Raw genomic sequence first — 24,311 nt, 5'->3', positions numbered from 1 at the left:
GCTCTCTCACCGAACGCCCCTTTCCCAGGGACGCTCTCTCACCGAACACCCCTTTCCCAAGGACGCTCTCTCACCGAACACCCCTTTCCCAAGGACGCTCTCTCACGTCCCGCCGGGAGGGCGCGCGCCCTTTCGCGCCGAATGCACCTCTTCTTCGTGGGCTGCGCATTCTTATCCGCCTGGCGCACCTTAAATTACGGGTGCGGATGGCGGAAAGGGGTGCGGCTCCAGCGGCGAACCAACCGCGGGGGACGTCCAACCGCCGTCGTGCGTAAACCCTAAGCAGCCCGACGGTAGTGCACGGAAACAACTCCGTTGCTGAGGGGTGACGTCGAGATCAGTTCGAGGCGGCGGGTGCTGGGGAGCCCGCCCTGGAAGAGGGTCGGGCCGTGGCCGGTGATCACGGGGTGGACCAGGAACTTGTACTCGTCGATCAAGTCCAAGCGGTCGAGCTCCGTGGCGAGTTTGCCGCTGCCGACCAGCACTCCTTCTGGAATGCGGTCCTTGATTTCCTGCACGGCCGCGCGGACCTCGCCGGTCAGGTGGTGGCTGTTGGTCCATGGGAAGTTGGTGCGCGTTGACGAGAAGACGTACTTTGGCATTTCTTCCAGCGTGAGAGCCCACTCGCGGAGCGCAGGCGGCGCTTCCACCTCGCCCCGTGCGACCGCGGGCCAATAGGCCTCCATCATTTCGTACGTGGTTCGGCCCCAGAGCATGGCCCCGTTCTCCTCCAGGAGCCGGGTGTAGTAGGCATGCGTTTCGTCATCCGCGATGCCCTCCCGGTGGTCGACGCAGCCGTCCAAGGTGACATTGATGCTGAAGGTCAGGAGCCCCATTGGCTGATTCTAGCCCCGACCAATGCCGACGCTCTTGCACATACGGACGCTTTAGGTGGTCCGCACCATAGAAGGGGCCCGGGCGGAATGACCGGCGGTGGATCTGCGTTGTGACGGGCATGCACAAGAAACGGATCGGATTCCTGTCCTTCGGCCACTGGGCCCGCGTTCCCGGTTCACTGGTTCCCACGGCCGGTGAGGCCCTCAAACAGGGGATCGAACTCACTGTCGCGGCCGAGGAACTTGGTATTGATGGTGCCTTTTTCCGCGTGCACCACTTTGCCCGTCAGCAGGCCTCGCCCTTCCCCTTGCTGAGCGCCATTGCGGCCAGAACCAGCCGTATCGAAATGGGTACCGGCGTGATCGACATGCGGTACGAGAACCCCCTCTATATGGCCGAGGAAGCAGCAGCCACTGACCTGATCAGCGATGGAAGGCTGCAGCTCGGTGTGAGCCGTGGTTCACCCGAGCCCGCCCTGAACGGTGCCGCTAACTTTGGCTATGTTCCGGCGGAGGGCGAGGACGGCGGTGACATGGCCCGCCGTCATACGGCCCTGTTCCGCAAGGCGATCGCGGGCCACGGGGTAGCCCAGGCTGATCCGCACTACGCCGGAGGGGCCACCGGGCTTCTCCCGATCCAACCTCTCTCGAAAGGCCTGCCCAATCGGATCTGGTGGGGCGCCGGAACCCGCAAGACGGCTGTGTGGGCAGCTGAGCAGGGCATGAACCTCATGAGCTCCACCCTGCTGACCGAAGATACCGGCGTACCCTTCGACCAGCTCCAAGCCGAGCAGATCCAGATGTTCCGCGACGCCTGGGCTGCCGCTGGGCACGACTTCGAGCCCCGGGTTTCGGTGAGCCGCAGCATCATCCCGATCGTCGACGCCGAGGACAACCACTACTTTGGCCTTCGCGCCCAAGCCGACAGCCAGGACCAGGTAGGGATCCTCGACGGCGCCCTGTCGCGTTTCGGGAAGAGCTACATCGGCTCGCCCGAGCAACTCGCCGAGGAACTCTCGCAGGATGCTGCGGTCCAGTCTGCTGACACGGTCTTGCTGACGGTCCCGAACCAGCTCGGCGTCGAGTACAACGCGAAGCTGCTGGGGAACGTGGCAAAGCACGTCGCGCCTGCCTTCGGTTGGGAGGCTGCCCGGGCCGGCTAAAACGCCCGGGCCGGCTAAAACGCCCGGGCCGGCTAAAACGCCCGGGCCGGCTAAAACGCCCGGGCGCCGGGCATCGAGTAGTGTTTTTGGCTGTGCGCATGCACCACAGACACTGAAACACGTGCCCGGCCTCCCTTCAAGGACGAAGGGTGACCCGGCTGAGACAGAGGCCCATCCATGGATATCCAAAACCTCCTCGAAGATATAACAGGAGCTGTTCAACCCCAGATAGGCCAAGGACAAGTGGCCGGTTACATTCCACAGCTCGGTGCTGTTGACCCCCACCAGTTCGGGATATCCCTGGTCACCAAGGACGGTGAGGTGTTCTCAGCCGGTGATGCGCACGTTGAGTTCTCCATCCAGAGCATCTCCAAGGTCTTCGCCTTGGCGTTGGTGCTCTCCAGCGATGGCGACGGAATCTGGAAGCGGGTGTTCCGCGAACCTTCGGGCAACCCGTTCAATTCGCTCGTCCAGCTGGAAAGCGAAGACGGGATACCCCGGAATCCGTTCATCAACGCCGGGGCGATCGTCGTGACGGACAGGCTGTTGAGTCTGACGGGAGATGCCGCCGGAGCCGTCCGTGCCTTGATGAGGCGGGAATCGGGAAACGCCCTGGTGGACACGGACCATAGGGTGGCCACCTCGGAACTGGAGAGCGGGCACCGCAATGCCTCGCTGGCGCACTTCCTGGCCAGCTGCGGCAACCTGGAGAATCCCGTGGATGAGGTCCTGGAGTCCTACGCGCAGCAGTGCGCCTTGGCCATGACGTGCCAGGACCTTGCCCTGGCCGCCCGGTTCCTCGCATCCAATGGGCTGGGAGCCGAGGGGGAGTTGGTGCTCTCGCCCGCCCAGACAAAGCGGATCAACGCGGTCATGCTGACGTGCGGTACGTACGATGCCGCGGGTGAGTTCGCTTACAGGGTGGGCCTCCCCGGGAAGAGCGGCGTCGGAGGCGGGATCGTTGCAGTTGTTCCCGGCAAATGCGCCATCAGCGTCTGGAGCCCTGGTTTGGGCCGTTCCGGCAACTCGGTGGCGGGTGTGGCTGCCTTGGATGAGTTCACCACCAGGACTGGCTGGTCGGTCTTTTAGCAAGCCTGCGGATTTGAAACTGTTTGTGACGCTGCATTACCCAGCGTTACCGGGTGTGTCCGGGCCTTTGAAGCATATTACGGCCCCGCCCTACAGTTTTTTCATGGCAATACAGGACATTTACCCCACCGCGCTGCGGCTTCTTGGCCGCCCGGTGCTGGTGGTGGGCGGCGGCCCCGTCGCGGCACGCCGCGCCAAAGGGCTGCTCGACGCCGGCGCGAAAGTTACGGTGGTCGCTCCCGTTGCCTCTGACAAACTTCGCGCTTTGGTCGATTCGGGCCTGCTCGCTTGGGAGTCCCGCGAATACCGGGCGGAAGACCTCGACGGCGTCTGGTTCGTCCAGACGGCAACCGGCGCTGCCGCCGTGGACACCCAGGTGGCGGCCGACGCCGAAGCGCAGCGCATCTGGTGCGTCAATGCCTCCGACCATGAAGCATCGGCTGCCTGGACCCCCGCGGTGGCCGAGGTGGACGATGTCAAGATCGCCATCAACGCCGGGGGAGATCCGCGCCGCGCCATGGCTCTGCGTGACGCCGTGGCTACGGCGCTCGAATCCGGCGATCTTCCCCTTCGCCGCCACCGCAAGGCATCGGCCGCCGGTCATGGAAGCATCGGATCCGTGGCACTCGTTGGCGGTGGGCCGGGGGATACCGGCCTGATCACTGTGCGCGGCCGCCGCCTGCTGGGCCAGGCCGACGTCGTAGTTGCTGACCGTCTTGGACCGCGCGGGCTGCTGAAGGAGCTGGCCCCGGACGTGCGCATCATCGAGGTCGGCAAAACGCCTGGCCATCACCCGGTTCCGCAATTGGAGATCAACCGCATCCTCGTCGAGGAAGCCCTCAAGGGCAACCGTGTGGTCCGCCTCAAAGGCGGCGACCCCTACGTCCTGGGGCGCGGCGGTGAGGAAGCAGAATTCTGCCGGCAGAACGGCGTCGAGGTTGAAGTGGTGTCCGGCGTGACCTCCGCGATCTCCGTTCCTGCCGCCGCCGGCATCCCCGTAACGCACCGTGGGCTGGCCAAGGGTTTCAGCGTGGTGACCGGCCACGAAGAGCTTTCGGAAGTCCCCGCACGCCCCGACCACACTGTGGTGTTGCTCATGGGAGTGGCCCAATTGCGCGAGTCTGCGGCTGCCCTGGCCGCCTCGGGTCTGCCTTTGGACACTCCAGTAGGTATCGTAGAAAACGGGTATTTGCCGGAGCAACGCGTCACGATCGGCACGTTGGAGACCATCGCGGACCAGGCGGAAGCCGTTGGCGTGGCCAACCCAGCAGTCATTGTGATCGGCGATGTTGTCCGCGTCAGCCCCTTTGCACCCCAGCACTTCAAGACCGCTGACTACAGCACCATTACCCCCAACCGTCCCCGCGTCCGCACCAACTAGCCCCCGGCCCAACTAAGTAGCAGCAGAGCACGTTTTGAGCCCTCAAAACGCGCACAACTGCGACTCAGTTGGGAGGCCCGAAAAGAAGAAGGAACACAGCCGTGTCAACTAGCACCACCGTAGGTTCTGCGGACCGTCCGCTTCGCGTCGCCGTCATCGGCTCCGGCCCGGCCGGCGTGTACGCAGCCGACATCCTGACCAAGAGCGAAGCCGTCAAGAGCGGCGAACTCAACGTCAGCATCGACCTGTTCGACCGCTACCCGGCACCTTACGGCCTGATCCGTTACGGCGTCGCTCCGGACCACCCCCGCATCAAGGGCATCGTGAACGCCCTCCACAAGGTCCTGGACCGCGGCGATATCCGTTTCTTCGGCAACGTGGACTACGGCACGGACCTGTCCATCGAAGACCTCCGCAAGCACTACGACGCCGTGATCTTCGCCACCGGCGCCATCAAGGATGCCGACCTGAACATCCCCGGCATCGAGCTGGAGGGCTCCTTCGGCGGCGCCGACTTCGTCTCCTGGTACGACGGACACCCGGACGTTCCGCGCGAATGGCCGCTGGACGCCAAGGAAATCGCCGTGCTTGGCAACGGCAACGTGGCGCTGGACGTCGCCCGCGTCCTGTCCAAGCACGCTGATGACCTCCTGGTCACCGAAATCCCGGACAACGTCTACGCCGGCCTGAAGAACTCCCCGGTCACCGACGTTCACGTGTTCGGCCGCCGCGGCCCTGCACAGGTGAAGTTCACGCCGCTGGAACTGCGCGAACTCTCGCACTCCAAGGACGTGGACATCATCCTCTACGCCGAGGACTTCGAGTTCGACGAAGAGTCCGACCGCCAGGTCCAGACCAACAACCAGACCAAGACCATGGTCGGCACACTCACCAACTGGATTGCCGAGCAGCCGGAGGACCTCTCCGAGCTCAAGGCTTCCCGCCGCCTGCACCTGCACTTCCTGCACAGCCCGGTGGAGATCGTCGATTCTCCGGAGACCCCGGGCAAGGTTGCCGGCATCAAGTTCGAGCGCACCGAACTGGACGGCACGGGCAACGCCCGCGGCACCGGCGAGTTCATCGACTACCCCGTCCAGGCCGTGTACCGCGCCATCGGCTACTTCGGTTCTGCCCTGCCGGACGTCGAGTTCGACCACAAGAAGGGCGTTGTGACCAACGACGGCGGCCGCGTCCTGGACGCCGACGGCCAGCACGTTCCCGGCCTCTACGCAACGGGTTGGATCAAGCGTGGTCCGGTTGGCCTCATCGGCCACACCAAGGGCGACGCCCTGGAGACCGTCACCTACCTGCTTGAGGACCGCGAAAACCTGCCGTTCGCCGAGGTTCCTTCGGCTGATGCAGTGGTGGAACTCCTCGACAGCCGCGGCGTGCAGTTCACCAGCTGGGAAGGCTGGCTGGCGCTGGACGCCCACGAACTCGCCCTTGGCGCAGCGGCAACCGAGGCCGGCGGCTCGCACGGTGTTGAGGTCACCCGTGAGCGCATCAAGGTGGTTCCGCGCGAGGACATGGTCAACATCTCCCGCGACGGTGTAGCCGCGCAGGTCTAGTTCTTCATTTTTCATCAACGCGGGGCCACTGCTGGTGGCCCCGCGTTGTTTTAATCTGGGGTATGGACGTCGTGGTGATCGAGACACCCCAGCTGGGGGACCGCAGCTACCTGGTCCATGACGGTTCAGTGGCGCTGGTGATCGATCCGCAGCGGGACATTGACCGGGTGGAATCAGCGGCTCTTGCTGCGGGCGTCCGCATCACGCACGTGGCCGAAACCCACCTGCACAACGACTACGTCACCGGGGGCTTGATCCTTGCGGAGAAACACGGCGCCGCCTATCTGGTGAACGGGGCAGATCCCGTCTCCTTTGCACGGACCGCCGTGGCGGACGGGGATGTCTTCTCCGTGGGCAAACTGTCCGTGCGGGTGGTCGCCACGCCAGGCCACACCCACACCCACCTCGCGTATGTGGTGCGTGAGGTAACGGACGACGGCGGCACGGAAGCTGTGTTTTCCGGCGGCAGCTTGCTCTACGGCTCGGTGGGGCGGACGGACCTGGTGTCACCCGGGCAGACCGCGGCGTTGGCCCACGCGCAGTATTCTTCTGTCCGTCGACTGGCGGACTCGGCGCACCCGGAGGCCGCGCTCTATCCCACCCACGGTTTTGGATCCTTCTGCTCCATTGGCCCGGCGAGCCACCAGGATTCGTCTACGTTGGCCGAGCAGGCAGCACACAACCACGCCCTCACCGATCCGAGTGAAGAGCACTTCGTGGCCGAACTCCTGTCGAACATCACGGCCTATCCCGCCTACTACGCGCACATGAGCCCGCTCAATGCAGCCGGTCCGGCACCGGCGGACCTGGGCATTCCGGACTCCGTTGAACCCGGGGAGCTGCGACGCCGGCTCTTGGCCGGAGAGTGGGTGGTGGACCTCCGGCACCGGATTGCTTTCGCGGAGGATCATCTGCAGGGCAGCGTGGCCTTTGAGTACGGACACGGCTCCAACTTCACCAGCTACCTTGGTTGGGTGATCCCGTGGAACCAGCCACTCACGCTCCTGGGCTCACACGAGGACGTGGGGAAGGCGATCCGCGACCTGGCGAGGATCGGCATCGACAGTCCGGATGCCGCCGTCGGACCTTCCGGCGGAGCTGCCTTGGAAGTCCTGGCGCCGGGCACGCCGCGGTCCGGCTACCCCCACGGTGACTGGAGCCTGCTGCTGAAGGAGCGCGCTCAGGATGATGTGGTCCTGGATGTCCGGCGTCCCGAGGAGTTCGCAGCCTCGCATGTGCAGGATGCCGTGAATGTACCCGTGTATGAACTCCTTGCCCGGATGACCGAACTGCCGGAAGCCAGGGTGTGGGTGCACTGCGCCACCGGGTACCGGGCGAGCGTGGCAGCGAGTTTGCTGGATAGGGCTGGCCGGGACGTGGTGCTCATCAACGCCCGGTTCAGGGAAGCGGCCGGCGCGGGGATCCGGCTGGTGCCCTAGGCCGTCAGAACTGGACGGGGGTCTTGTCGGCGCAGAAGTCCAGGTTCCGGTAGACGCTGGAGACGGCGGCCTCGGGGTCGTGGGCTTCGAGGGCATCCACCAGCTCGTCATGGCCCTCACGGGGGATTCCGTTGAAGCCGTCCGTGCGCTGCTGGCGGAGGAGGTCGTTGTGGAACACCCCGCCAAAGGACACGTAGAGCTGGTGCAGCAGGGGATTGCCGGATGCCAGCGCAACCCGTTCGTGGAACTCCCAATCGGCGGAGGCCCAGGTGGGGTAGTCCTCGGCGAGCCAGGCATCGTGCCGGAGGGACAGCAAGCGGCGCATCTCGGCGATGTCCTCAACCGTGGCGTGCTTGGTGGCCAGCCGGGCAGCTTGGGTATCCAGTCCGAGGCGGACCTCCACAATGTGTTCCTGGGTGTGCTCCTGGTACATGCGCTGGGCTGCTCCGGAGATCTCGCTGTTGGCCCGCACATACGTGCCGTCGCCGCGGCGCACTTCCAGCATCCCTGAGTGCGCCAACGCCTTGATGGCCTCGCGCAGGGTGCCCCGCGAAACCCCCAGCGTTGCCATAAGCTCAGGCTCTGCAGGAATGCGCTCCTGCAGCGGCCACTCGCCGGTCTTGATCATGTCCCGCAGCTTGGCCGTGATCTCCTCGGCGAGGGCCGGGCGGTGCGAAGGGGTCAGGGTCATGCTGTCCTCGGTTGGGTCTTGGATTCAGTGCGCTTGCTGGTGAGAAGGTGGCACGTGACCATGAGCGCCACGGCCACGATGGACAGCAGGCTCAGCGGCAACACCCAGCCCCCGGTGGCGCTGTGGAGCAGCCCCATGCCAAAGGGGCCGATGGCCGCAATCAAGTATCCCAGCGATTGGGCGATGGTGGAGAGTGCGGTGGTTTCCGCCGTCGACTTTCCGCTGCGGCTGATGATCACCAGGACCAGCGGGAAGATGCCCAGGCCGAAGCCAAACAGGACGGCGGGAATGACAGCCAACGAGGTGGGGAGCCACAGCATGGTGCCGATGGCCGCCAGGGTGGAGCTGCTCGCCAGATACAAAGCCGGGCGCAGCATGCCGGGACGGGAGCCGACCGCGAGCAGGACCATGCCTGCGGCAACGGAGACCAGCTGCATGACGCCGAACTGCAGGCCGCTTTCCGAGGCGCTCAGGCCCTGCGAGGTGAGGATGTAGGCGAACCAGCTCATCACGGCGTAGGCCAGGAACGCCTGGAAGGTGAAGATCGCTGTGATGAGGATGCCGAGGCGGGTGCGGAGCAGCGGCCACATGGAGACGGTGGGGCGCTGGCCCTTGGGAGTGTTGCGGTGGGTGTGCAGGACCACGGGCAGGAACCCCAGGAGCGCGGCAACACCCAGGAACCCCCACGCGGCCAGGCCCATGGACGGCGAACCCAACTGTTGCGCCAGCGGAACGCTCACGGCCGCGGCGAAGGTGGCCCCGCCAGACATGGTGAACGTGTAAAGGCCGGTCATCATGGACATCCGGTCTGCATGGTGCTCCCGGATGAAGGACGGCATGGCCACGTTGCACACAGCAAGCCCGGACATGGCCAGGACGGTGCCGGCCAGGAGGGCTCCGGTGGCGGGAACCGCACGGACCAGCAGACCACCCGCCAGCAGGGCCATGGCGATGAAGATCGCCTTCTCGACGCCCACCCGGCGCGTCAGCCAGGAGGTCGCAAGGCCGGCAACGGCGAAGCACAGCAGCGGAATCGACGGCAGGATGGAGGCCACGAGCGCGCCGTATCCCAGCACCTGCTGCAGGTCATGGAACAGTGCGGCGGCGCTGGTGATCCCGGCGCGAAGGTTCAGCCCGATGAGCACCACGGCAACCACACCGACGACGGCGACCGTCCGCGTTTTGGGGGCGCGGGTGGTTGCTGCTCCTGCTGGAGAGATCGTGGGGATGTTTCCTGTGGTGGGTTCTACTGAAGTCGCGGCCATGGTTTAAAGGTTAGACGTTTGACGTCTAATGTCTACACTTCTGTGGCGAATCTCTCCGGCCGGGCAGGCACTTACGTGAGTCCCGCCGTCGAGCGCCTACCGCGGGTTGCGGGAGCCCAGCCGCTGGACCGCCAAAGCCAGCCACAGTTGCACACGGTCCTGCGTCTGCGAAGGGTCGTACCCCGTGAGTTCGGTGATCTGGGCCAGCCGGTAGCGGACGGTGTTGCGGTGCAGGGTCAAGGCCTCGGCCACCGCAGCCACGGAGCCGTTGTGGTTCAGGTAACTTTCCAGGGTGGTGACGAGTTCGGCGCCATGGGCTGCGTCGAACTTCCGCAGCGGGGTGAGGGATTCACTGGCCATGTCCGCCAGCGGCACGTCCTCGCTCGCCAGGAGCAGGGAGGTCAGGCTGAGCCGCTCGGGTTCGTTCACCGGCAAGCCATGCGCCACGGCGTCGCGGGCCTCGAAGTAGCTCCACCGGAGCCCGTTGGGCTTGGTATAGGCGCCGCCGATTCCGATGACCGCGTGGATGCCCGCCTCCTGCAGGTGGTCGCTGAGGTTTTTTGCGAGGGCGGTTGCGGAACTGCCGTCGTCGGCGACCGCCACCACCAGGTCCTTCCCGACGACGGCGCTGACGCCGGCCTCCAGCGACTGCGGCAAGGAGATGCTGACCAACTGCTTGTGGTGTGCCGTGGATTCCGCCACGAGGACCACGTTCTTGCGGGTGCTGTTGATGCCCACGCCTGCCAGGCGCCGGGCCGCCTCGATGGTCTCCAGGGTTCCGTGGATGACGTCGTCCAGCACCTGTCCGGCCATGGCGCGCTGGGCCTGCCGCTGTTTGACCATGTTGTTCAGCTCCACGCTGATGAGGTTCTGTGCGTAGCTGACGATGCCGGAGTCCACGAAAGGCTGCCGCAACCACAGTGTGCAGGCGTCCCTGCGGCCGGTAGGGATCGGGTACGAAGCCCAGCCATCCGCCGTCGGGGCCGGTTTGCCGGGGACGCTGTTGTACAACTGCGCGCTGAACTGGGTGAGCACCACGTCGGTACGCAGCATGCTGCCCAGTTGCTTGAGGAGCTCGGACAGGCCGCCGCCGGTGAGGAGTGCGCGGGCCAGGATCTGGTGTCCGGCCAGGAGCCGTTCGAGGTTGGAGTAGTGATCCGCCGAATGGGATTCGGCCACCAGCTTGCCGATGGCGATGAACGGGATCTCGTACGGGACTTCCACCAGCGGCAGTCCCCAGCGGTTGGCCTCGGCGGTCAGGGCATCCGGGACCGACTCGTGCGTGAGCCCGATACCGAAACCAATGCCGACGGCGCCTGCGCGCTGGACTTGCCGGACAAAGCGTCGCTGGTCGGCGGCGCTCTTGAGGCGCAGGCCGGTGGTGAGGACCAACTCTCCGCCGCTGAGGAACCGCTGCGGATCCTCCAGTTCCGTCACCGCAACCCAACTGATGTCCTGGTTCCAGGTGGTCTCGGCGAGGCCGGTTTTCCGGAGCTTCAGGGAGGGGACAGCGACGAGCGAAGCGAGGGACATTGCCATGCTTCCAAGCTTAACCTGCCACTGGGCAAGCGCACTAAGCGCAGTGTTCTTGTGTGTGCAGCTGACTATTCCTTGCGTCACGTTGCTGGCATAGGCTCTGAAAAGCTAAACCCATGCCCAGACACCGAAAGAGGGTTGCACACCGTGGTTCAAACCTTGCAGAACTTCATCAACGGCGAGTTCGTTACGCCGTCAGGTACGGGTCTCCTGGATGTGGTGAATCCCACCAACGGGGAGATCGTGGCCAAGTCGCCCATTTCGGTGCAGGCGGACGTCGATGCTGCCATGGCCGCCGCGAGCGAGGCTTTCAAGACCTGGAAGCACGTCACGCCGGGCCAGCGCCAGCTCATGCTTCTCAAGCTCGCCGATGCGGTGGAAGCCAACAGCGACGAACTCGTTGAAGCCCAGCACCGCAACACCGGCCAGGTCCGTTCCCTGATCGCCTCCGAGGAAGTTGCCGCCGGCGCCGACCAGCTCCGCTTCTTCGCAGGAGCCGCGCGTCTGCTCGAAGGCAAGTCCGCCGGCGAGTACTTCGAGGGCCACACCTCCTACGTGCGCCGCGAACCGATCGGCGTCGTGGCCCAGGTCGCTCCGTGGAACTACCCGTTCCTCATGGCCATCTGGAAGATCGGCCCCGCCCTGGCTGCCGGCAACACCGTGGTGCTCAAGCCCTCGGACACCACCCCTGAATCCACGCTGGTACTGGCACGGCTGGCAGGCGAGATCTTCCCGGCCGGTGTCCTCAACGTGGTCCTGGGTACCGGCGAGACCGGATCGCTCATGGTCGAACACAAGGTTCCCGGCCTGGTGTCCATCACCGGTTCCGTCCGCGCAGGCATCGCCGTTGCCAGCGGCGCAGCCAAGGGCCTCAAGCGTGCCCACCTGGAACTCGGTGGCAAGGCTCCCGCGATCGTGTTCAAGGACGCCGATATCAAGAAGAGCGCCGCGGCCATCGCCGAGTTCGCCTTCTTCAACGCAGGCCAGGACTGCACCGCGATCACCCGCGTACTCATCGAGGACTCTGTCCACGATGACGTTGTGGCCGCAATGGTGGAGCACACCAAGACCCTGCAGACCGGTTCGCAGAACGACGAAGACAACTACTTCGGCCCGCTGAACAACGTCAACCACTTCAACGCAGTGACCTCCGTGGTGGAGAGCCTGCCGGCGAACTGCAAGATCGTCACTGGTGGACACCGTGCGGGCGAGAAGGGCTTCTTCTTCGAGCCCACCATCATCACCGGCGCCAAGCAGAGCGACGACGTCGTCCAGAAGGAAACGTTCGGACCCGTCATCACCGTCCAGAAGTTCAGCACCGAGGCCGAAGCGCTCGAGCTGGCCAATGACGTCGAATACGCCCTGGCGTCCAGCGTCTGGACCACGGACCACGGTACGGCCATGCGCATGAGCCGCGACCTGGACTTCGGCGCCGTCTGGATCAACACCCACATCCTGCTGACCGCAGAGATGCCCCACGGTGGCTTCAAGCAGTCCGGCTACGGCAAGGACCTCTCCATGTACGGCGTCGAGGACTACACGCGCATCAAGCACGTGATGTCCGCACTGGATGCATAGCGCTGTCGCGTAAGAATTTCCCCGTTTTTTAGAAAGGCAACCCCCTCATGACCACCACCGCGAACGAGCTCTCGTACCGCATCGAGCAGAAGCGCAACATCAACGGCGCTTTCCCCGGCCCCAAGTCGCAGGCACTGGCTGAGCGCCGCTCCGCCGTCGTTGCTGCCGGTGTCGCCTCCGGCGTCCCCGTCTACGTCGAAGACGCCGACGGCGGCATCATCCGCGACGTCGACGGCAACTCCTTTATCGACCTCGGCTCCGGCATCGCAGTGACCAGCGTCGGCGCATCGGATCCGGCCGTCGTCGCCGCCGTCCAGGAAGCCGCCGCGCACTTCACCCACACCTGCTTCATGGTGACCCCGTACGAGGGCTACGTCGCCGTGGCCGAGCAGCTCAACCGCCTCACCCCGGGCGACCACGCCAAGCGCACGGTGCTGTTCAACTCCGGCGCCGAAGCCGTGGAAAACGCCGTCAAGGTTGCCCGCCTGGCTACCGGCCGCGACGCCGTCGTAGCTTTCGACCACGCCTACCACGGCCGCACCAACCTGACCATGGCACTGACCGCCAAGGCCATGCCGTACAAGACCAACTTCGGCCCGTTCGCGCCCGAGGTCTACCGCATGCCCATGAGCTACCCGTTCCGTGAAGAGAACCCGGAAATCACCGGTGCCGAGGCTGCCAAGCGTGCCATCACCATGATCGAGAAGCAGATCGGCGGCGACCAGGTAGCCGCGATCATCATCGAACCCATCCAGGGTGAAGGTGGCTTCATTGTCCCGGCCGAAGGCTTCCTTCCGGCACTGTCCGCATGGGCCAAGGAAAAGGGCATCGTGTTCATCGCCGACGAGGTCCAGTCCGGCTTCTGCCGTACGGGCGAATGGTTCGCCGTGGACCACGAAGGTGTTGTTCCGGACATCATCACCATGGCCAAGGGCATCGCCGGCGGTATGCCGCTCTCCGCGATCACCGGCCGCGCCGACCTGCTCGACGCCGTCCACCCGGGTGGGCTCGGCGGCACCTACGGTGGAAACCCGGTGGCCTGTGCAGCAGCGCTTGCCGCGATCGACACCATGGAGCAGCACGACCTCAACGGCCGCGCACGCCACATCGAGGAACTCGCCCTGGGCAAGCTCCGCGAACTGGCGTCTGAAGTTTCCGTGGTTGGCGACGTCCGTGGCCGCGGCGCAATGCTTGCCATCGAACTGGTTCAGGCCGGTTCCAAGGAGCCGAACGCAGAGCTCACCAAGGCTGTCGCAGCCGCTTGCCTCCAGGAAGGTGTCGTCATCCTGACCTGCGGTACCTACGGCAACGTCATCCGCCTGCTGCCGCCGCTGGTCATCAGCGACGAACTGCTGCTGGACGGACTCGACGTCCTGGCCAAGGCCATCAAGGCCAACGCGTAGGTTTCCAGCGAAAGAGGCGGGCCGAGGGTTCAATTCCCCCGTCCCGCCTCTTTTGCGTTAGTCGCCGAGTTCGCGGGAACCCGGCCATTTCGTGGGAGCTTTGCCTGCGATCTCGCACCCCTCCCGCGAACTCGGCCTCGGGCGGGGGCTTCGGTTCCAGTGAACGCCCGACGCCGGCGCTTGCCTAGGTGCCGAGCGTCAGGTTTTTCTGGTGGCCGTGTCCGTCGAGTTGGACCTCGATGGTGCTGCTGCCCACCAAGGCGGCCCCCTCGTCGGCCTGCACCACGGTGTTCCACGAGCCGGGAAGCGAGATCCGGACAGTCGCTTGGGTCCTGGACGGATCGGCGATCGAGATGCTGAGCTTACCGTCCACTTGATGGGTGGCGACGGTGCAAGGTCCCGACGCCGTGAAGCCCTCCGCGCTGCTTGCTGCGTAGAAGTTGGCCAGCACAATGCCTTCCTTGTCGACGGCGATCATCTGGACGTCCGCCGAGTTGGCGAGGACCTTCACGTCCGGATGGGCGGATTGGGCAAATGTGGCATCGTGGGCGGCAGCGGGCAAAACCATGTACGCATAGCCTGAGCCGGACGGATCCTTGCCGTGGCGGTGGGTCAGGGTTACATAATCCCGGGTTACAGGGTCTTTGCTCCCGCCGGTGTCCGCCCCGGAGTTGATGTCGTACCAGCTACCCGTCCTGCGGATGACGGCCAATTCGGCAGTGCCGGTCACGCCCGGAGCATCCAGGAGCACGTACCCGCTGTGGCCCTCAATGTGGAGCGAGCGCGTGATCCGGACGGCCGGATCACCCGGGAGGAGGGTGCGGTTCCGTGCATCGGTTCGCAGCACCGGAACGTTTCCGGCCTCGAAGGACCGGTTCTCCAGCGTCGTCCGGACCGACGCCCCGCCTGTTCCCGTAATTCCTGCACCGAGGCACACCAGGGCGTCGTCAAGGAAGAACCACGACTTCCGGCCGGACAGCGACTTGTTGTGGTTGAGATGGTCCATGCCCACCACGCCCCACCGGCCGTTGACTGTCAGCCCACCGGCGAAGGCCTGGTAGGCGCGCGGGATTCCGGTACCGGCACTTCCGGCGCCACTGGTGCGCTGCTGGTCGTTGACCGTGGTTCCGGGGAGTGCATAAGGATCCACTGTCGGCCAGAATCCGGCGCTGAACTGGGCAGGGTCCTGCCGGGTGTAGATGAAGGTCATGCCGTCGCCCTGGTACCAGCCCAGGTTGTTCTCGCTGTTGCCCCACTCATACCGGCCGATGCGGTTGGAAGACAGGTTGACCGTGCAGCCCCATTGCGGTCGATGATGCACCAACCGGTCCTGGTCGGCAAACATGCGGCTGTAGACCGGGGCAGGGGTTGCCGTGACGGCAGCATCGGACAGCACCGCGAGGGACAACAGGGACTTCGCCAGGCTTTGCGTCGGGTGGCCCACCAGTTTCTGGTCGGCGCACCGTTCCAGCCAACCCTTGGCCAGGGAAAGGAACCGGGACCTGTAGGGCTCTTCGCACCCTGGTGCCAGGAGAAGGACTGCGGAGATCAAACCGAAGCCGCTGACGTAGTCCGGTTCCCTTTGCCTCGAAACAGCCCGGCCGCGGATGGTGTCCATGATTCGTCCGTCCCAAACGAAGGGGGCGAAAGTGTTTTCCACGGCATCAAGGAGCACGGTTTGCTTGGGGTCGTTCACAGCCCAGGTGCTGCCGCCCAGCATGGCGATGATCTCCGCGATGCCGGCCAACGCCACCACCCCGTACGTTCCGGCATAGGGAAGGTAGCTGTGCTGGACGAAGGAGCCGTCCGTGTAAAAGCCGTCCCCCTTGCTGACGTACGTGAAGACGCTGTTCTTCCCTCCGCGCATCGTGTCACTCAGGGCATCCCGGCCCAGGGCGATTTCCTCGGGCTTGTTGTCCAGGATGCCCCGCATGCAGCAAGCCAGGGACTTGTCCACCCGGTTGGCTCCGGTCTCGGCCAGCGTTGTGGCGCGCCCCCGCCAATTGGGATCGGGGGCAAACCAGCGGACGGCGGCCAGCAGGGATGTCCTCAGGTTTTCAGGGACCTCTGCGTGAAGGAGGGTCAGGATGTCCACCGTTTTGCGCGGCACTCCGATTTCCCAGAACCACCAGTTGCCTGCGGCCCGGATCGTGGAGTTGTACGCGGTGTCGCTGAGCAATTGCAGTCCGGTCACGATGTCTGCCGCCAGCTCGGAGTTGCCCGCGTAGGGGCTCCCCGGAACCGCGTATCCCAAAGCCATGTCATAGAGCCGGTTGAAGTGGAGGCCCAGATTGCCCGTAGCAGTGGCGGATTGGCCGATTCCGGTCAGGGGAATGTCATTCCAGAGGGACGTCCGGACTGGCGCCTTGTCCATGGAGCTCCACCATTTTTCAGCGGTTTGCCCCATGCCCGCCAGTTGTCCGGCCAGCTCCGGGACGCCCTCTGCGCTTCGGCTGCCCGTGAGGACCAAACGGCGGCGATCGACGAGTTCGGTGAGCCCGGCGGGCGCGGCCGGGGCGGGGCCTGCCTGGGAAAGCAAGGCTCCGGCGAGTGCTGCTGCGCCCACGGTACGGAAGAGGGTCCTGCGGCTCATGGGGTGTCCTGTTGAGTTCACAACTGCTCCGTTTCGAGAGGGTCGGCGTAACTGACTGGCAGTAGTGGTTGTTCCCGGCCCTGGGAACAACCACTACTGCGAGCTACGTGGGAAAAGTTTCCGCAACCCTATGCCCGGTCCACGTGCACCTCAACAGAAGTGAACAAAAGTGCTCAGGACAACTTCCTCCGTAACGAGCAGATAGCGCCGAAGGATCGTCCACGGGCTCGCTGGAAAGTTGCGCCTACGTGGGGAAACTTCCCGCGAAGGCGCAGGCTTCCAGCGAGCTCGGCGAGCCAGCCGACTCAGGCCGCGGCCAGCCGGGCTTTCTTCTTCAAAACGGAGTTCTTGCGCGCGGTCCGGAGCATGTCGACGGTCAACAAAAGCAGGGCCAGCCACACCACGAAGAAGCCGATCCAGCGGGCTGTGGTCATGGTCTCGTTGAAGATGGTCAGCGCCACGACGAACTGGAGCACGGGTGCAAAGTACTGCAGCAGGCCGATGGTGGTCATGGGCAAACGCCTCGCGGAAGCACCGAAGAAGAGAAGTGGCACGGCGGTTATGACGCCGGAGGCCAGGATCAGCCAGAAGTGCGCCGGGCCCTGGGTTGTCAGGGTGGCTGCGCCGGTAGTGCCCAGCACCACCATGGTCACGGCGGCGAACGGAGCCAGGACCACGGTCTCTACGGACAAGCTGGTGATGGCGTCCACCTTGGGCCCTACACGCTTCTTCACGAAGCCGTAGAGGCCAAAACTGAAAGCCAGCATCAAGGCGATCCACGGCAACTGCCCGTAGGAGTAGGTAAGGACACCCACGGCTACAAAACCGATGCCAACCGCCGTCCACTGGAGCGGCCGCAGCTTCTCTTTGAGGACGAAAACGCCCAGCAGCACGGAAACCAGAGGGTTGATGAAGTAGCCAAGGGATGTTTCCACGGCATGGCCCGTGGTGACGCCAAAAGTGTAGGTCAGCCAGTTAATGGCGATCAGGACTGCCGCCAGGGCGAGCGGACCCATCATGGTCCGGTCCCTCATGGCCCGCCCGAGGACCTTCCACGTCCGTGTGACGGTGATCAGCAATGCACAGAAGAGCAGCGACCACACCACACGGTTGGCAACGATCTCGACGGCCCCGGCCGGCTGCAGCACGAAGAAGTAGATGGGGAGCAGGCCCCACAATCCGTAGGCTCCGATGCCGAACAGGATTCCGGTGGTGGTTTCGCTGCGCACGGGCTTGCCGCCCGAGGTACTCCCGACGCCCGTTCCCTTGCCGCCGCCCCCGCCTGCCGCCGTCGTGGGCTGTGCTGCGGATGATGCGGGAAGGATCTGCTCAGGTGTCGACACAAAGGCGCCAACACCGCGACCCGGCGCAATATTCCGCAATGTTCGGCTTGTTTTTAGGATTCTTTGTGACTCGTGCCATATGGGCGGTGGGCCCGGGGGTGCGTGTCTAGAATTGGAATCTGCGCGCCCCGACCACGGGCGTGGCTCACTGCTTCGGAAGGGCTTTCGGTGTCCAACTCAGCCACCTCTCCCCAACGTCCGCTTCGCGTTGCCATTGTGGGCGCGGGTCCCGCAGGTGTGTACGCGGCGGACATCCTCACCAAGTCCAACGAAGTCAAGGGCGGCGACGTTGAGGTCAGCATCGACCTCTTCGAGGCCTACCCGGCACCCTACGGCCTGATCCGGTACGGCGTGGCCCCGGACCATCCGCGCATCAAGGGAATCGTCAACGCGCTCCACAAGGTCCTGGACCGTGGCGATATCCGGTTCCTGGGCAACGTCACGTATGGGCGCGACCTGACCCTCCACGACTTCCGTTCCTTCTACGACGCCGTGATTTTCTCCACCGGTGCCATCAAGGACGCTGACCTGAACATCCCCGGGATCGAGCTGCAGGGTTCGTTTGGCGGCGCCGATTTCGTGTCCTGGTACGACGGCCATCCGGACGTTCCGCGTGACTGGCCGTTGGAAGCCAGGGAGATCGCGGTCATTGGCAACGGAAACGTGGCGCTGGATGTTGCCCGCATGTTGGCCAAGCATCCCGAGGAACTGTTGGTTACCGAGATTCCGGACAACGTGTACCAGGGCCTGAAGAAGTCGCCCGTCACGGATGTCCACGTCTTTGGCCGCCGTGGCCCCGCCCAGGTCAAGTTCACGCCGCTGGAACTTCGGGAACTTTCGCACTGCAAGGACGTGGACATTGTCCTGTACCCCGAAGACTTCGAGTTCGACGAGGCCTCGGATGAGGCCATCCGCACCAACAACCAGACCAAGACCATGGTCAACACCTTGACCAACTGGCTGGTGGAAGAACACGCCGAGTCGGAGCAGCCGTCCTCGCGCCGCCTGCACCTCCACTTCCTGCACAGTCCGGTGGAGATCCTCGATTCCCCCGAAACTCCCGGCAAAGTTTCCGCGATCAAGTTCGAGCGGATGGAACTCGACGGCACGGGCAACGCGAAAGGGACGGGGGAGATCCTGGAGTACCCGGTCCAGGCCGTGTACCGCGCCATCGGGTATCACGGTTCGCCGCTGGATGAGCTGCCGTATGACGCCCGCCGCGGCGTCATTCCGAACGACGGCGGCCGCGTCCTGGACGCCGATGGCCAACCGGTCCCGGGCATCTACGCCACGGGCTGGATCAAGCGCGGCCCCGTCGGCTTGATCGGTCACACCAAGGGCGATGCCCTGGAGACCATTGGCTGCCTGCTGGAGGATCGGCTCAACCTGCCACCGGCCACCAACCCGGATCCGCAGGCCATCATCGATCTCCTGGAGGAACGCGGCATCGAGTACACCACGTGGGAGGGCTGGAACCGTCTGGACGCCCACGAACTCGCACTTGGTTCGGCCTGGTCAGACGCTCCTGAAGCCGACGGCGTGGTGCGCGAACGCATCAAGGTGGTTCCCCGCGAGGAGATGATCCGGATTTCCCGCGGCTGAAACACAGCTGGCGGACGGCCCACGCCCACCCGGTCCGGTAAGCCGGCAGCGGTACACAAAGTGTGCGGCCGGAATTAGACTGACCCGTACCGTCTGCCGTCAGCACACCTTTTTGCCGCCAGGGAGTTCGATGAAGAGCCCGATCCACCCGCCTGTTCCGGGCAATGATGCCCCGGAGCTGTTGCAGCGGCGTGCCCTGTCCGGCCATGAGCAGCTCGGAACCCTGTCCGCAGATGAGGTCATTCCCGGCCTCCGCAGCCTGGTCCGTGAGTCCTGGCAGCGTTCTGCCGGTTTCAAGGCCAACCCGGATGTCGCAGAGGCTCCGCTGGCCATGGACCGTGACGAGCTGGAGGATTACCGCCGTCAGCACCCGCTGGCCACGATCATGCCCGTCATCCGGAAGTTGCTGGTCCAGCCCAGCCACGACAGTGGCCTGTTGGTGGCGGTCGGCGACGACGTCGGACGCTTGCTGTGGGTGGACGGGGATCCCGTCATGCAGCGCCGTGCGGAGAGCATGATGTTCGTCGCCGGCGCTGATTGGTCCGAGGCGTCCGTGGGGACCAGCGCCCCGGGCACGGCCTTGGCGGTGAACCGGAGCATCCAGATCGCCGGTGCGGAGCATTTCAAGCGCTCGGTCCATCCGTGGAGTTGCACGGCGGTTCCTTTCCATGACCCGGACAGCGGTGCAGTGCTGGGCGTCGTGGACATCACCGGAACGGAGACCGCCGTCGCCCCGCACACTGTTTCCCTGGTGGAGGCTACCGTTGCCGCGGCCCAGGCGCAGTTGCGGATCGAGCGGCTTCAGCTCGCCGCTTCGGCACGCGAGAAACCACGACGCCGGCACTCGCCGTCCGCGCGCGGGGGCGATGAGCGCCGGAACACGCTCTACCGCAACAGCCTGCAGTTGCTGGGGCGGGACCAGGCCCTGCTGAGCATCGGCGGACGTACCGTAGCGTTGTCGGCCCGCCACAGCGAGATCCTGGCGATTTTGGGCAGCCACCCTGCCGGGCTCAGCGCGGAGGAGTTGTGCGCCCGGTTGTACCCCGGCGACGGATCAGCCGTTACGCTCCGGGCCGAGATGGTGCGGCTCCGCAAAGTCATCCAGGAGCTCAGCCCCGAGGCCGTTCCTGAGTCGCGCCCGTACCGGCTGCCGGTGGAGTTGCTGCCGGACGCCGGACAGGTGCTGACCTGCCTGCAACGTGGCGCCCACCGTATCGCCTTGGAAATCTACAAAGGTGCGGTTTTGCCGCGTTCGGAGGCGCCCGGCGTCGTGCAGTTGCGTGAGCGCGTGTCGCACCTGCTGCGCGAAGCGCTGCTGAGCGATGGCAGTGTGGACTCGCTGCTGAAGTACGCGCAGTTGCCTGAGGCGAAGTACGACGCCGACCTCCGCCTTGCCGTCCTTAAGCTCCTTCCGCCGCGGTCGCCCAAGCGCGCCGCCGTGGTGGCCGACCTTGAACGGCTCGAAAGCGAAATGACTGCATAGTGATCTGATTCACACGGTTGCAACGTTGCTGCAACCTTCCCGCTCCTAGGCTCACATCAACGGCGACAGCCACCGTTATTTGCAGCAAAGGAGCCAGCAATGACTGTTTACGCACAGCCCGGTGCGGAGGGATCAAAGGTCACGTTCAAGGACCGGTACGAGAACTGGATCGGTGGGGAATGGGTTGCCCCGGTCAAGGGCGGCTACTTCGAGAACATCACGCCGGTGACGGGCAAGGCCTTCTGTGAGGTTGCCCGCGGAACGGCAGAGGACATTGAACTTGCGCTCGACGCAGCCCACAAAGCGGCACCCTCCTGGGGAAAGACCTCCGCGGCCGAGCGTGCGGCCATCCTGAACAAGATCGCGGACCGCATTGACGAGAACGTGGAACTGCTCGCGGTGGCCGAAACCTGGGACAACGGCAAGCCGGTTCGCGAAACCCTCAACGCCGACATCCCGCTGGCCGCTGACCACTTCCGCTATTTCGCCTCGGCGGTCCGCGCCCAGGAAGGCGGACTCTCCCAACTGGATGAGGACACCACGGCTTACCACTTCAAGGAGCCGCTGGGCGTTGTCGGCCAGATCATCCCCTGGAACTTCCCCATCCTCATGGCCGTCTGGAAGCTGGCACCGGCACTCGCGGCCGGAAACGCGGTTGTCCTCAAGCCCGCCGAACAGACGCCGACGTCCATCCTGGTCCTCATGGAACTGATCAGTGATCTCCTGCCGGCCGGCGTCGTCAACGTGGTCAACGGCTTTGGCGTGGAGGCGGGCAAGCCGCTGGCGTCCAGCCCGCGCATCCGGAAGATCGCGTTCACCGGGGAGACCACTACTGGCCGCCTGATCAGCCAGTACGCGTCCAACAACCTGATTCCGGTCACGCTGGAGCTGGGCGGCAAGAGTCCCAATATCTTCTTCGACGACGTCGCAGCCCAGAACGACGCCTTCTACGACAAAGCCCAGGAAGGCTTCACACTCTTCGCGTTCAACCAGGGCGAAGTCTGCACCTGCCCGTCCCGTGCCCTGGTTCAGGAAGGCATCTACGACTCTTTCATGAGCGACGTCGTAGCCCGCACCAACAAGATCATCCAGGGCAACCCACTGGACACGGACACCCAAATCGGCGCCCAGGCCTCCAACGACCAACTGGAGAAAATCCTTTCCTACATCGACGTTGGAAAGCAGGAGGGTGCCAAGGTCCTGACCGGTGGTGCCCGGGCCGAGCTCTCCGGTGATCTGGCCGGCGGCTACTACGTCCAACCCACCATCTTCGAGGGACACAACAGGATGCGGATCTTCCAGGAGGAGATCTTCGGCCCGGTAGTGTCCGTCACCAGATTCAGCGACTACAACGACGCCATCGGCATCGCCAACGACACCCTCTACGGACTTGGTGCCGGCGTCTGGTCGCGCAACGGAAATGTCGCCTACCGCGCAGGCCGCGAAATCCAGGCCGGCCGGGTCTGGGTCAACAACTACCACGCGTATCCGGCAGGGGCTGCCTTCGGCGGATACAAGTCATCAGGCATCGGCCGTGAGAACCACGCCATGATGCTGGACCACTACCAGCAGACCAAGAACCTGCTGGTCAGCTACAACGAGAACAAACTCGGCTTCTTCTAAAAGCTTGTGCACGGCAGCCGCCCTCCGCTGGTCCCTGTGGGCGGCTGCCGTGCACAACTGTCCTGTTGTCCAAATGAAAAAGGGAGATCGTCAATGTCGACGACCATGCAAGCAGCAGTAGTTACCGAATTTGGAACCGACCTGAAGGTCATGGAGGTTGAACGTCCGACGCCGGGTCCCGGCCAGGCGCTGGTTCGCCTCCTGACGTCCGGGGTTTGTCATACCGACCTGCACGCCGCCGAGGGCGACTGGCCCATCAAACCGACACCTCCGTTCGTCCCGGGACACGAGGGCGTCGGCGAAGTGGTGGAGGTCGGTGATGGCGTCACGGACGTTGCTGTCGGTGACCTGGTGGGCAACGCGTGGCTGTGGTCCGCGTGCGGTGACTGCCAGTATTGCCGCACCGGATGGGAAACCTTGTGCGAGGCCCAGAAAAACGGAGGCTACAGCGTCAACGGATCTTTCGGTCAATACATGCTGGTGGACACACGCTTCGCTGCCCGCATCCCCGCCGGCTCCGATCCTGTGGAAGTTGCCCCCGTCCTGTGTGCGGGCGTCACTGTCTACAAGGGCCTGAAGATGACCGAGGCAAAGCCGGGTCAATGGGTGACGGTCTCCGGAATCGGCGGCCTGGGGCACATCGCAGTCCAGTACGCCGTGGCCATGGGGTTCCGCGTTGCGGCGGTGGACATCGCTGATGACAAGCTGGCGCTGGCGCGCCAACACGGTGCAGAGGTGACCGTCAATGCCTTGCATGAAGACCCGGCCGAGGTGATCCAGCGGGAAACCGGCGGCTCCCACGGCGTGCTGGTGACGGCGGTGCATCCCTCAGCTTTCGGCCAGGCGATCGGCATGGCCCGGCGGGGTGGAACGATCGTCTTCAACGGCTTGCCTCCCGGAGACTTCCCGGCACCGATCTTCGACATTGTCCTCAAAGGTCTCACGGTCCGCGGGTCGATCGTGGGTACCCGCCAGGATCTTGAGGAAGCTCTGGACTTCTATGCCCAGGGCAAGATCAAGCCAACCGTCTCCACCCGTGAACTTTCCGAGGTCAACGCGGTCCTGGACGAGATGAAGCATGCCAAGATCGACGGCCGCGTGGTGCTGACGTTCTGATGGACAGGATCCAGCCGCAGGAGGACATCAGTGCGCAGCCTGTTCTTGAAGCCTCGGTGACGCTGCCCGGCGAGGACTTTTCCCGGGTAGCCCTCACCGGTGACGCTGTGGACCTGCTGCGCAAGCTCTGGGACCAGCATGGACCCTTGATGTTCCACCAGTCCGGCGGTTGCTGTGATGGTTCGGCGCCGATGTGCTACCCGGCCGGTGATTTCCTGACCGGGGATTCGGATGTCCTGCTGGGCAGGTTCGACATCGGCACGGCAGGAGATGCCAAGCCACTGGGGTTCTGGATGGCCAGGGAGCAATTTGCGTACTGGTCGCACACCCACATCACGGTGGACGTAGTGGCCGGCCGGGGGAGTGGATTCTCCGTGGAGTCTCCGGAAGGAAAGAGGTTCCTGATCCGTTCCACGCTGATGGACTGGGACGTTCCTGATGTCAGACAGGACTGATCGTCATTTCTGATAACGCGGCGGCGCGAAAGGGCCCCGGTTTGCCGATCTACCGGCAATCCGGGGCCTTTATGCGGGCTGGGACCAAACAATCTGGGAGTCACATCTGCACCACCAGCCACAGGAGAACGTGCTTCGTCTCACTAT

The 24,311-nt window shown here is 64.6% G+C and carries 18 protein-coding genes; 12 read left to right on the top strand and 6 right to left on the bottom strand.

Going from position 1 to position 24,311, the window contains the following annotated elements:
- Nucleotides 1–278: 278 nt before the first annotated feature.
- Complete coding sequence (locus ACPFL9_RS15680; protein ID WP_426003769.1) at nt 279–836, bottom strand: dihydrofolate reductase family protein; 558 nt, start codon at nt 834–836, stop codon at nt 279–281.
- Between the two features lie 119 nt (nt 837–955).
- On the opposite strand from ACPFL9_RS15680, the gene ACPFL9_RS15675 reads away from it, so the two are divergent.
- The 5 genes from ACPFL9_RS15675 to ACPFL9_RS15655 all read left to right on the top strand — a co-directional run bounded on the left by ACPFL9_RS15675 (nt 956) and on the right by ACPFL9_RS15655 (nt 7,476).
- The gene (locus ACPFL9_RS15675; RefSeq protein ID WP_426007593.1) at nt 956–1,999 is read left to right on the top strand and encodes an LLM class flavin-dependent oxidoreductase; all 1,044 of its coding nucleotides are present in this window, start codon (nt 956–958) and stop codon (nt 1,997–1,999) included.
- Between the two features lie 177 nt (nt 2,000–2,176).
- Nucleotides 2,177–3,088, top strand: coding sequence for a glutaminase (locus tag ACPFL9_RS15670; protein WP_426003768.1), 912 nt, complete (start codon nt 2,177–2,179; stop codon nt 3,086–3,088).
- A gap of 103 nt (nt 3,089–3,191) precedes the next feature.
- Nucleotides 3,192–4,469: a uroporphyrinogen-III C-methyltransferase gene (gene cobA / locus ACPFL9_RS15665; protein ID WP_426003767.1), complete on the top strand. Its 1,278-nt coding sequence runs from the start codon at nt 3,192–3,194 to the stop codon at nt 4,467–4,469.
- 101 nt (nt 4,470–4,570) lie between these two features.
- The gene (locus ACPFL9_RS15660) at nt 4,571–6,037 is read left to right on the top strand and encodes an FAD-dependent oxidoreductase (RefSeq protein WP_426003766.1); all 1,467 of its coding nucleotides are present in this window, start codon (nt 4,571–4,573) and stop codon (nt 6,035–6,037) included.
- A 62-nt stretch (nt 6,038–6,099) separates the two neighbouring features.
- A complete protein-coding gene (locus ACPFL9_RS15655; RefSeq protein WP_426003765.1) occupies nt 6,100–7,476 on the top strand; it encodes an MBL fold metallo-hydrolase in 1,377 nt (458 codons plus the stop codon).
- 4 nt (nt 7,477–7,480) lie between these two features.
- Here ACPFL9_RS15655 and ACPFL9_RS15650 read toward each other — a convergent pair whose 3' ends face one another.
- The 3 genes from ACPFL9_RS15650 to ACPFL9_RS15640 form a co-directional block, all read right to left on the bottom strand.
- On the bottom strand, nt 7,481–8,167 hold the full coding sequence (locus ACPFL9_RS15650; protein WP_426003764.1) for a FadR/GntR family transcriptional regulator: 687 nt from the start codon (nt 8,165–8,167) through the stop codon (nt 7,481–7,483).
- Nucleotides 8,164–9,432, bottom strand: a complete 1,269-nt coding sequence (locus ACPFL9_RS15645) for an MFS transporter (RefSeq protein WP_426003763.1) — start codon at nt 9,430–9,432, stop codon at nt 8,164–8,166. Before ACPFL9_RS15645 ends, ACPFL9_RS15650 begins: the two co-directional genes overlap by 4 nt.
- A gap of 96 nt (nt 9,433–9,528) precedes the next feature.
- Nucleotides 9,529–10,971, bottom strand: a complete 1,443-nt coding sequence (locus ACPFL9_RS15640) for a PucR family transcriptional regulator (protein WP_426003762.1) — start codon at nt 10,969–10,971, stop codon at nt 9,529–9,531.
- A 144-nt stretch (nt 10,972–11,115) separates the two neighbouring features.
- Here ACPFL9_RS15640 and ACPFL9_RS15635 point away from each other — a divergent pair, with 144 nt between their 5' ends.
- Both ACPFL9_RS15635 and gabT read left to right on the top strand, forming a co-directional pair.
- Entirely contained in the window at nt 11,116–12,546 is a 1,431-nt protein-coding gene (locus ACPFL9_RS15635; protein ID WP_426003761.1) for an aminobutyraldehyde dehydrogenase, read from the top strand.
- 47 nt (nt 12,547–12,593) lie between these two features.
- Nucleotides 12,594–13,949: a 4-aminobutyrate--2-oxoglutarate transaminase gene (gabT, locus tag ACPFL9_RS15630; protein WP_426003760.1), complete on the top strand. Its 1,356-nt coding sequence runs from the start codon at nt 12,594–12,596 to the stop codon at nt 13,947–13,949.
- A gap of 184 nt (nt 13,950–14,133) precedes the next feature.
- Here the strand turns inward: gabT and ACPFL9_RS15625 are convergent, their stop codons facing one another.
- Both ACPFL9_RS15625 and rarD read right to left on the bottom strand, forming a co-directional pair.
- A complete protein-coding gene (locus ACPFL9_RS15625) occupies nt 14,134–16,542 on the bottom strand; it encodes a polysaccharide lyase 8 family protein (RefSeq protein ID WP_426003759.1) in 2,409 nt (802 codons plus the stop codon).
- Between the two features lie 305 nt (nt 16,543–16,847).
- Nucleotides 16,848–17,924, bottom strand: a complete 1,077-nt coding sequence (rarD, locus tag ACPFL9_RS15620) for an EamA family transporter RarD (RefSeq protein ID WP_426003758.1) — start codon at nt 17,922–17,924, stop codon at nt 16,848–16,850.
- A 129-nt stretch (nt 17,925–18,053) separates the two neighbouring features.
- Here rarD and ACPFL9_RS15615 point away from each other — a divergent pair, with 129 nt between their 5' ends.
- From ACPFL9_RS15615 to ACPFL9_RS15595, 5 genes are all read left to right on the top strand, one after another.
- Nucleotides 18,054–19,487, top strand: a complete 1,434-nt coding sequence (locus ACPFL9_RS15615; RefSeq protein WP_426003757.1) for an FAD-dependent oxidoreductase — start codon at nt 18,054–18,056, stop codon at nt 19,485–19,487.
- Nucleotides 19,488–19,617: 130 nt separating this feature from the next.
- On the top strand, nt 19,618–20,970 hold the full coding sequence (locus tag ACPFL9_RS15610; protein WP_426003756.1) for a GAF domain-containing protein: 1,353 nt from the start codon (nt 19,618–19,620) through the stop codon (nt 20,968–20,970).
- Nucleotides 20,971–21,069: 99 nt separating this feature from the next.
- Nucleotides 21,070–22,593 (top strand): acetaldehyde dehydrogenase ExaC, encoded by a 1,524-nt coding sequence (gene exaC / locus ACPFL9_RS15605; RefSeq protein WP_426003755.1) that lies wholly within the window; start codon nt 21,070–21,072, stop codon nt 22,591–22,593.
- Nucleotides 22,594–22,686: 93 nt separating this feature from the next.
- Complete coding sequence (adhP, locus tag ACPFL9_RS15600; RefSeq protein WP_426003754.1) at nt 22,687–23,709, top strand: alcohol dehydrogenase AdhP; 1,023 nt, start codon at nt 22,687–22,689, stop codon at nt 23,707–23,709.
- The gene (locus ACPFL9_RS15595; RefSeq protein WP_426003753.1) at nt 23,709–24,164 is read left to right on the top strand and encodes a DUF779 domain-containing protein; all 456 of its coding nucleotides are present in this window, start codon (nt 23,709–23,711) and stop codon (nt 24,162–24,164) included. Before adhP ends, ACPFL9_RS15595 begins: the two co-directional genes overlap by 1 nt.
- Nucleotides 24,165–24,311 lie beyond the last annotated feature (147 nt).

Origin of the sequence: Paenarthrobacter sp. NyZ202 (assembly GCF_049860755.1) — a bacterium.
Taxonomy (GTDB): Bacteria; Actinomycetota; Actinomycetes; order Actinomycetales; family Micrococcaceae; genus Arthrobacter.
Note: the sequence above shows the minus strand (reverse complement) of the source record. Positions and strands in the feature narration are given on the sequence as shown.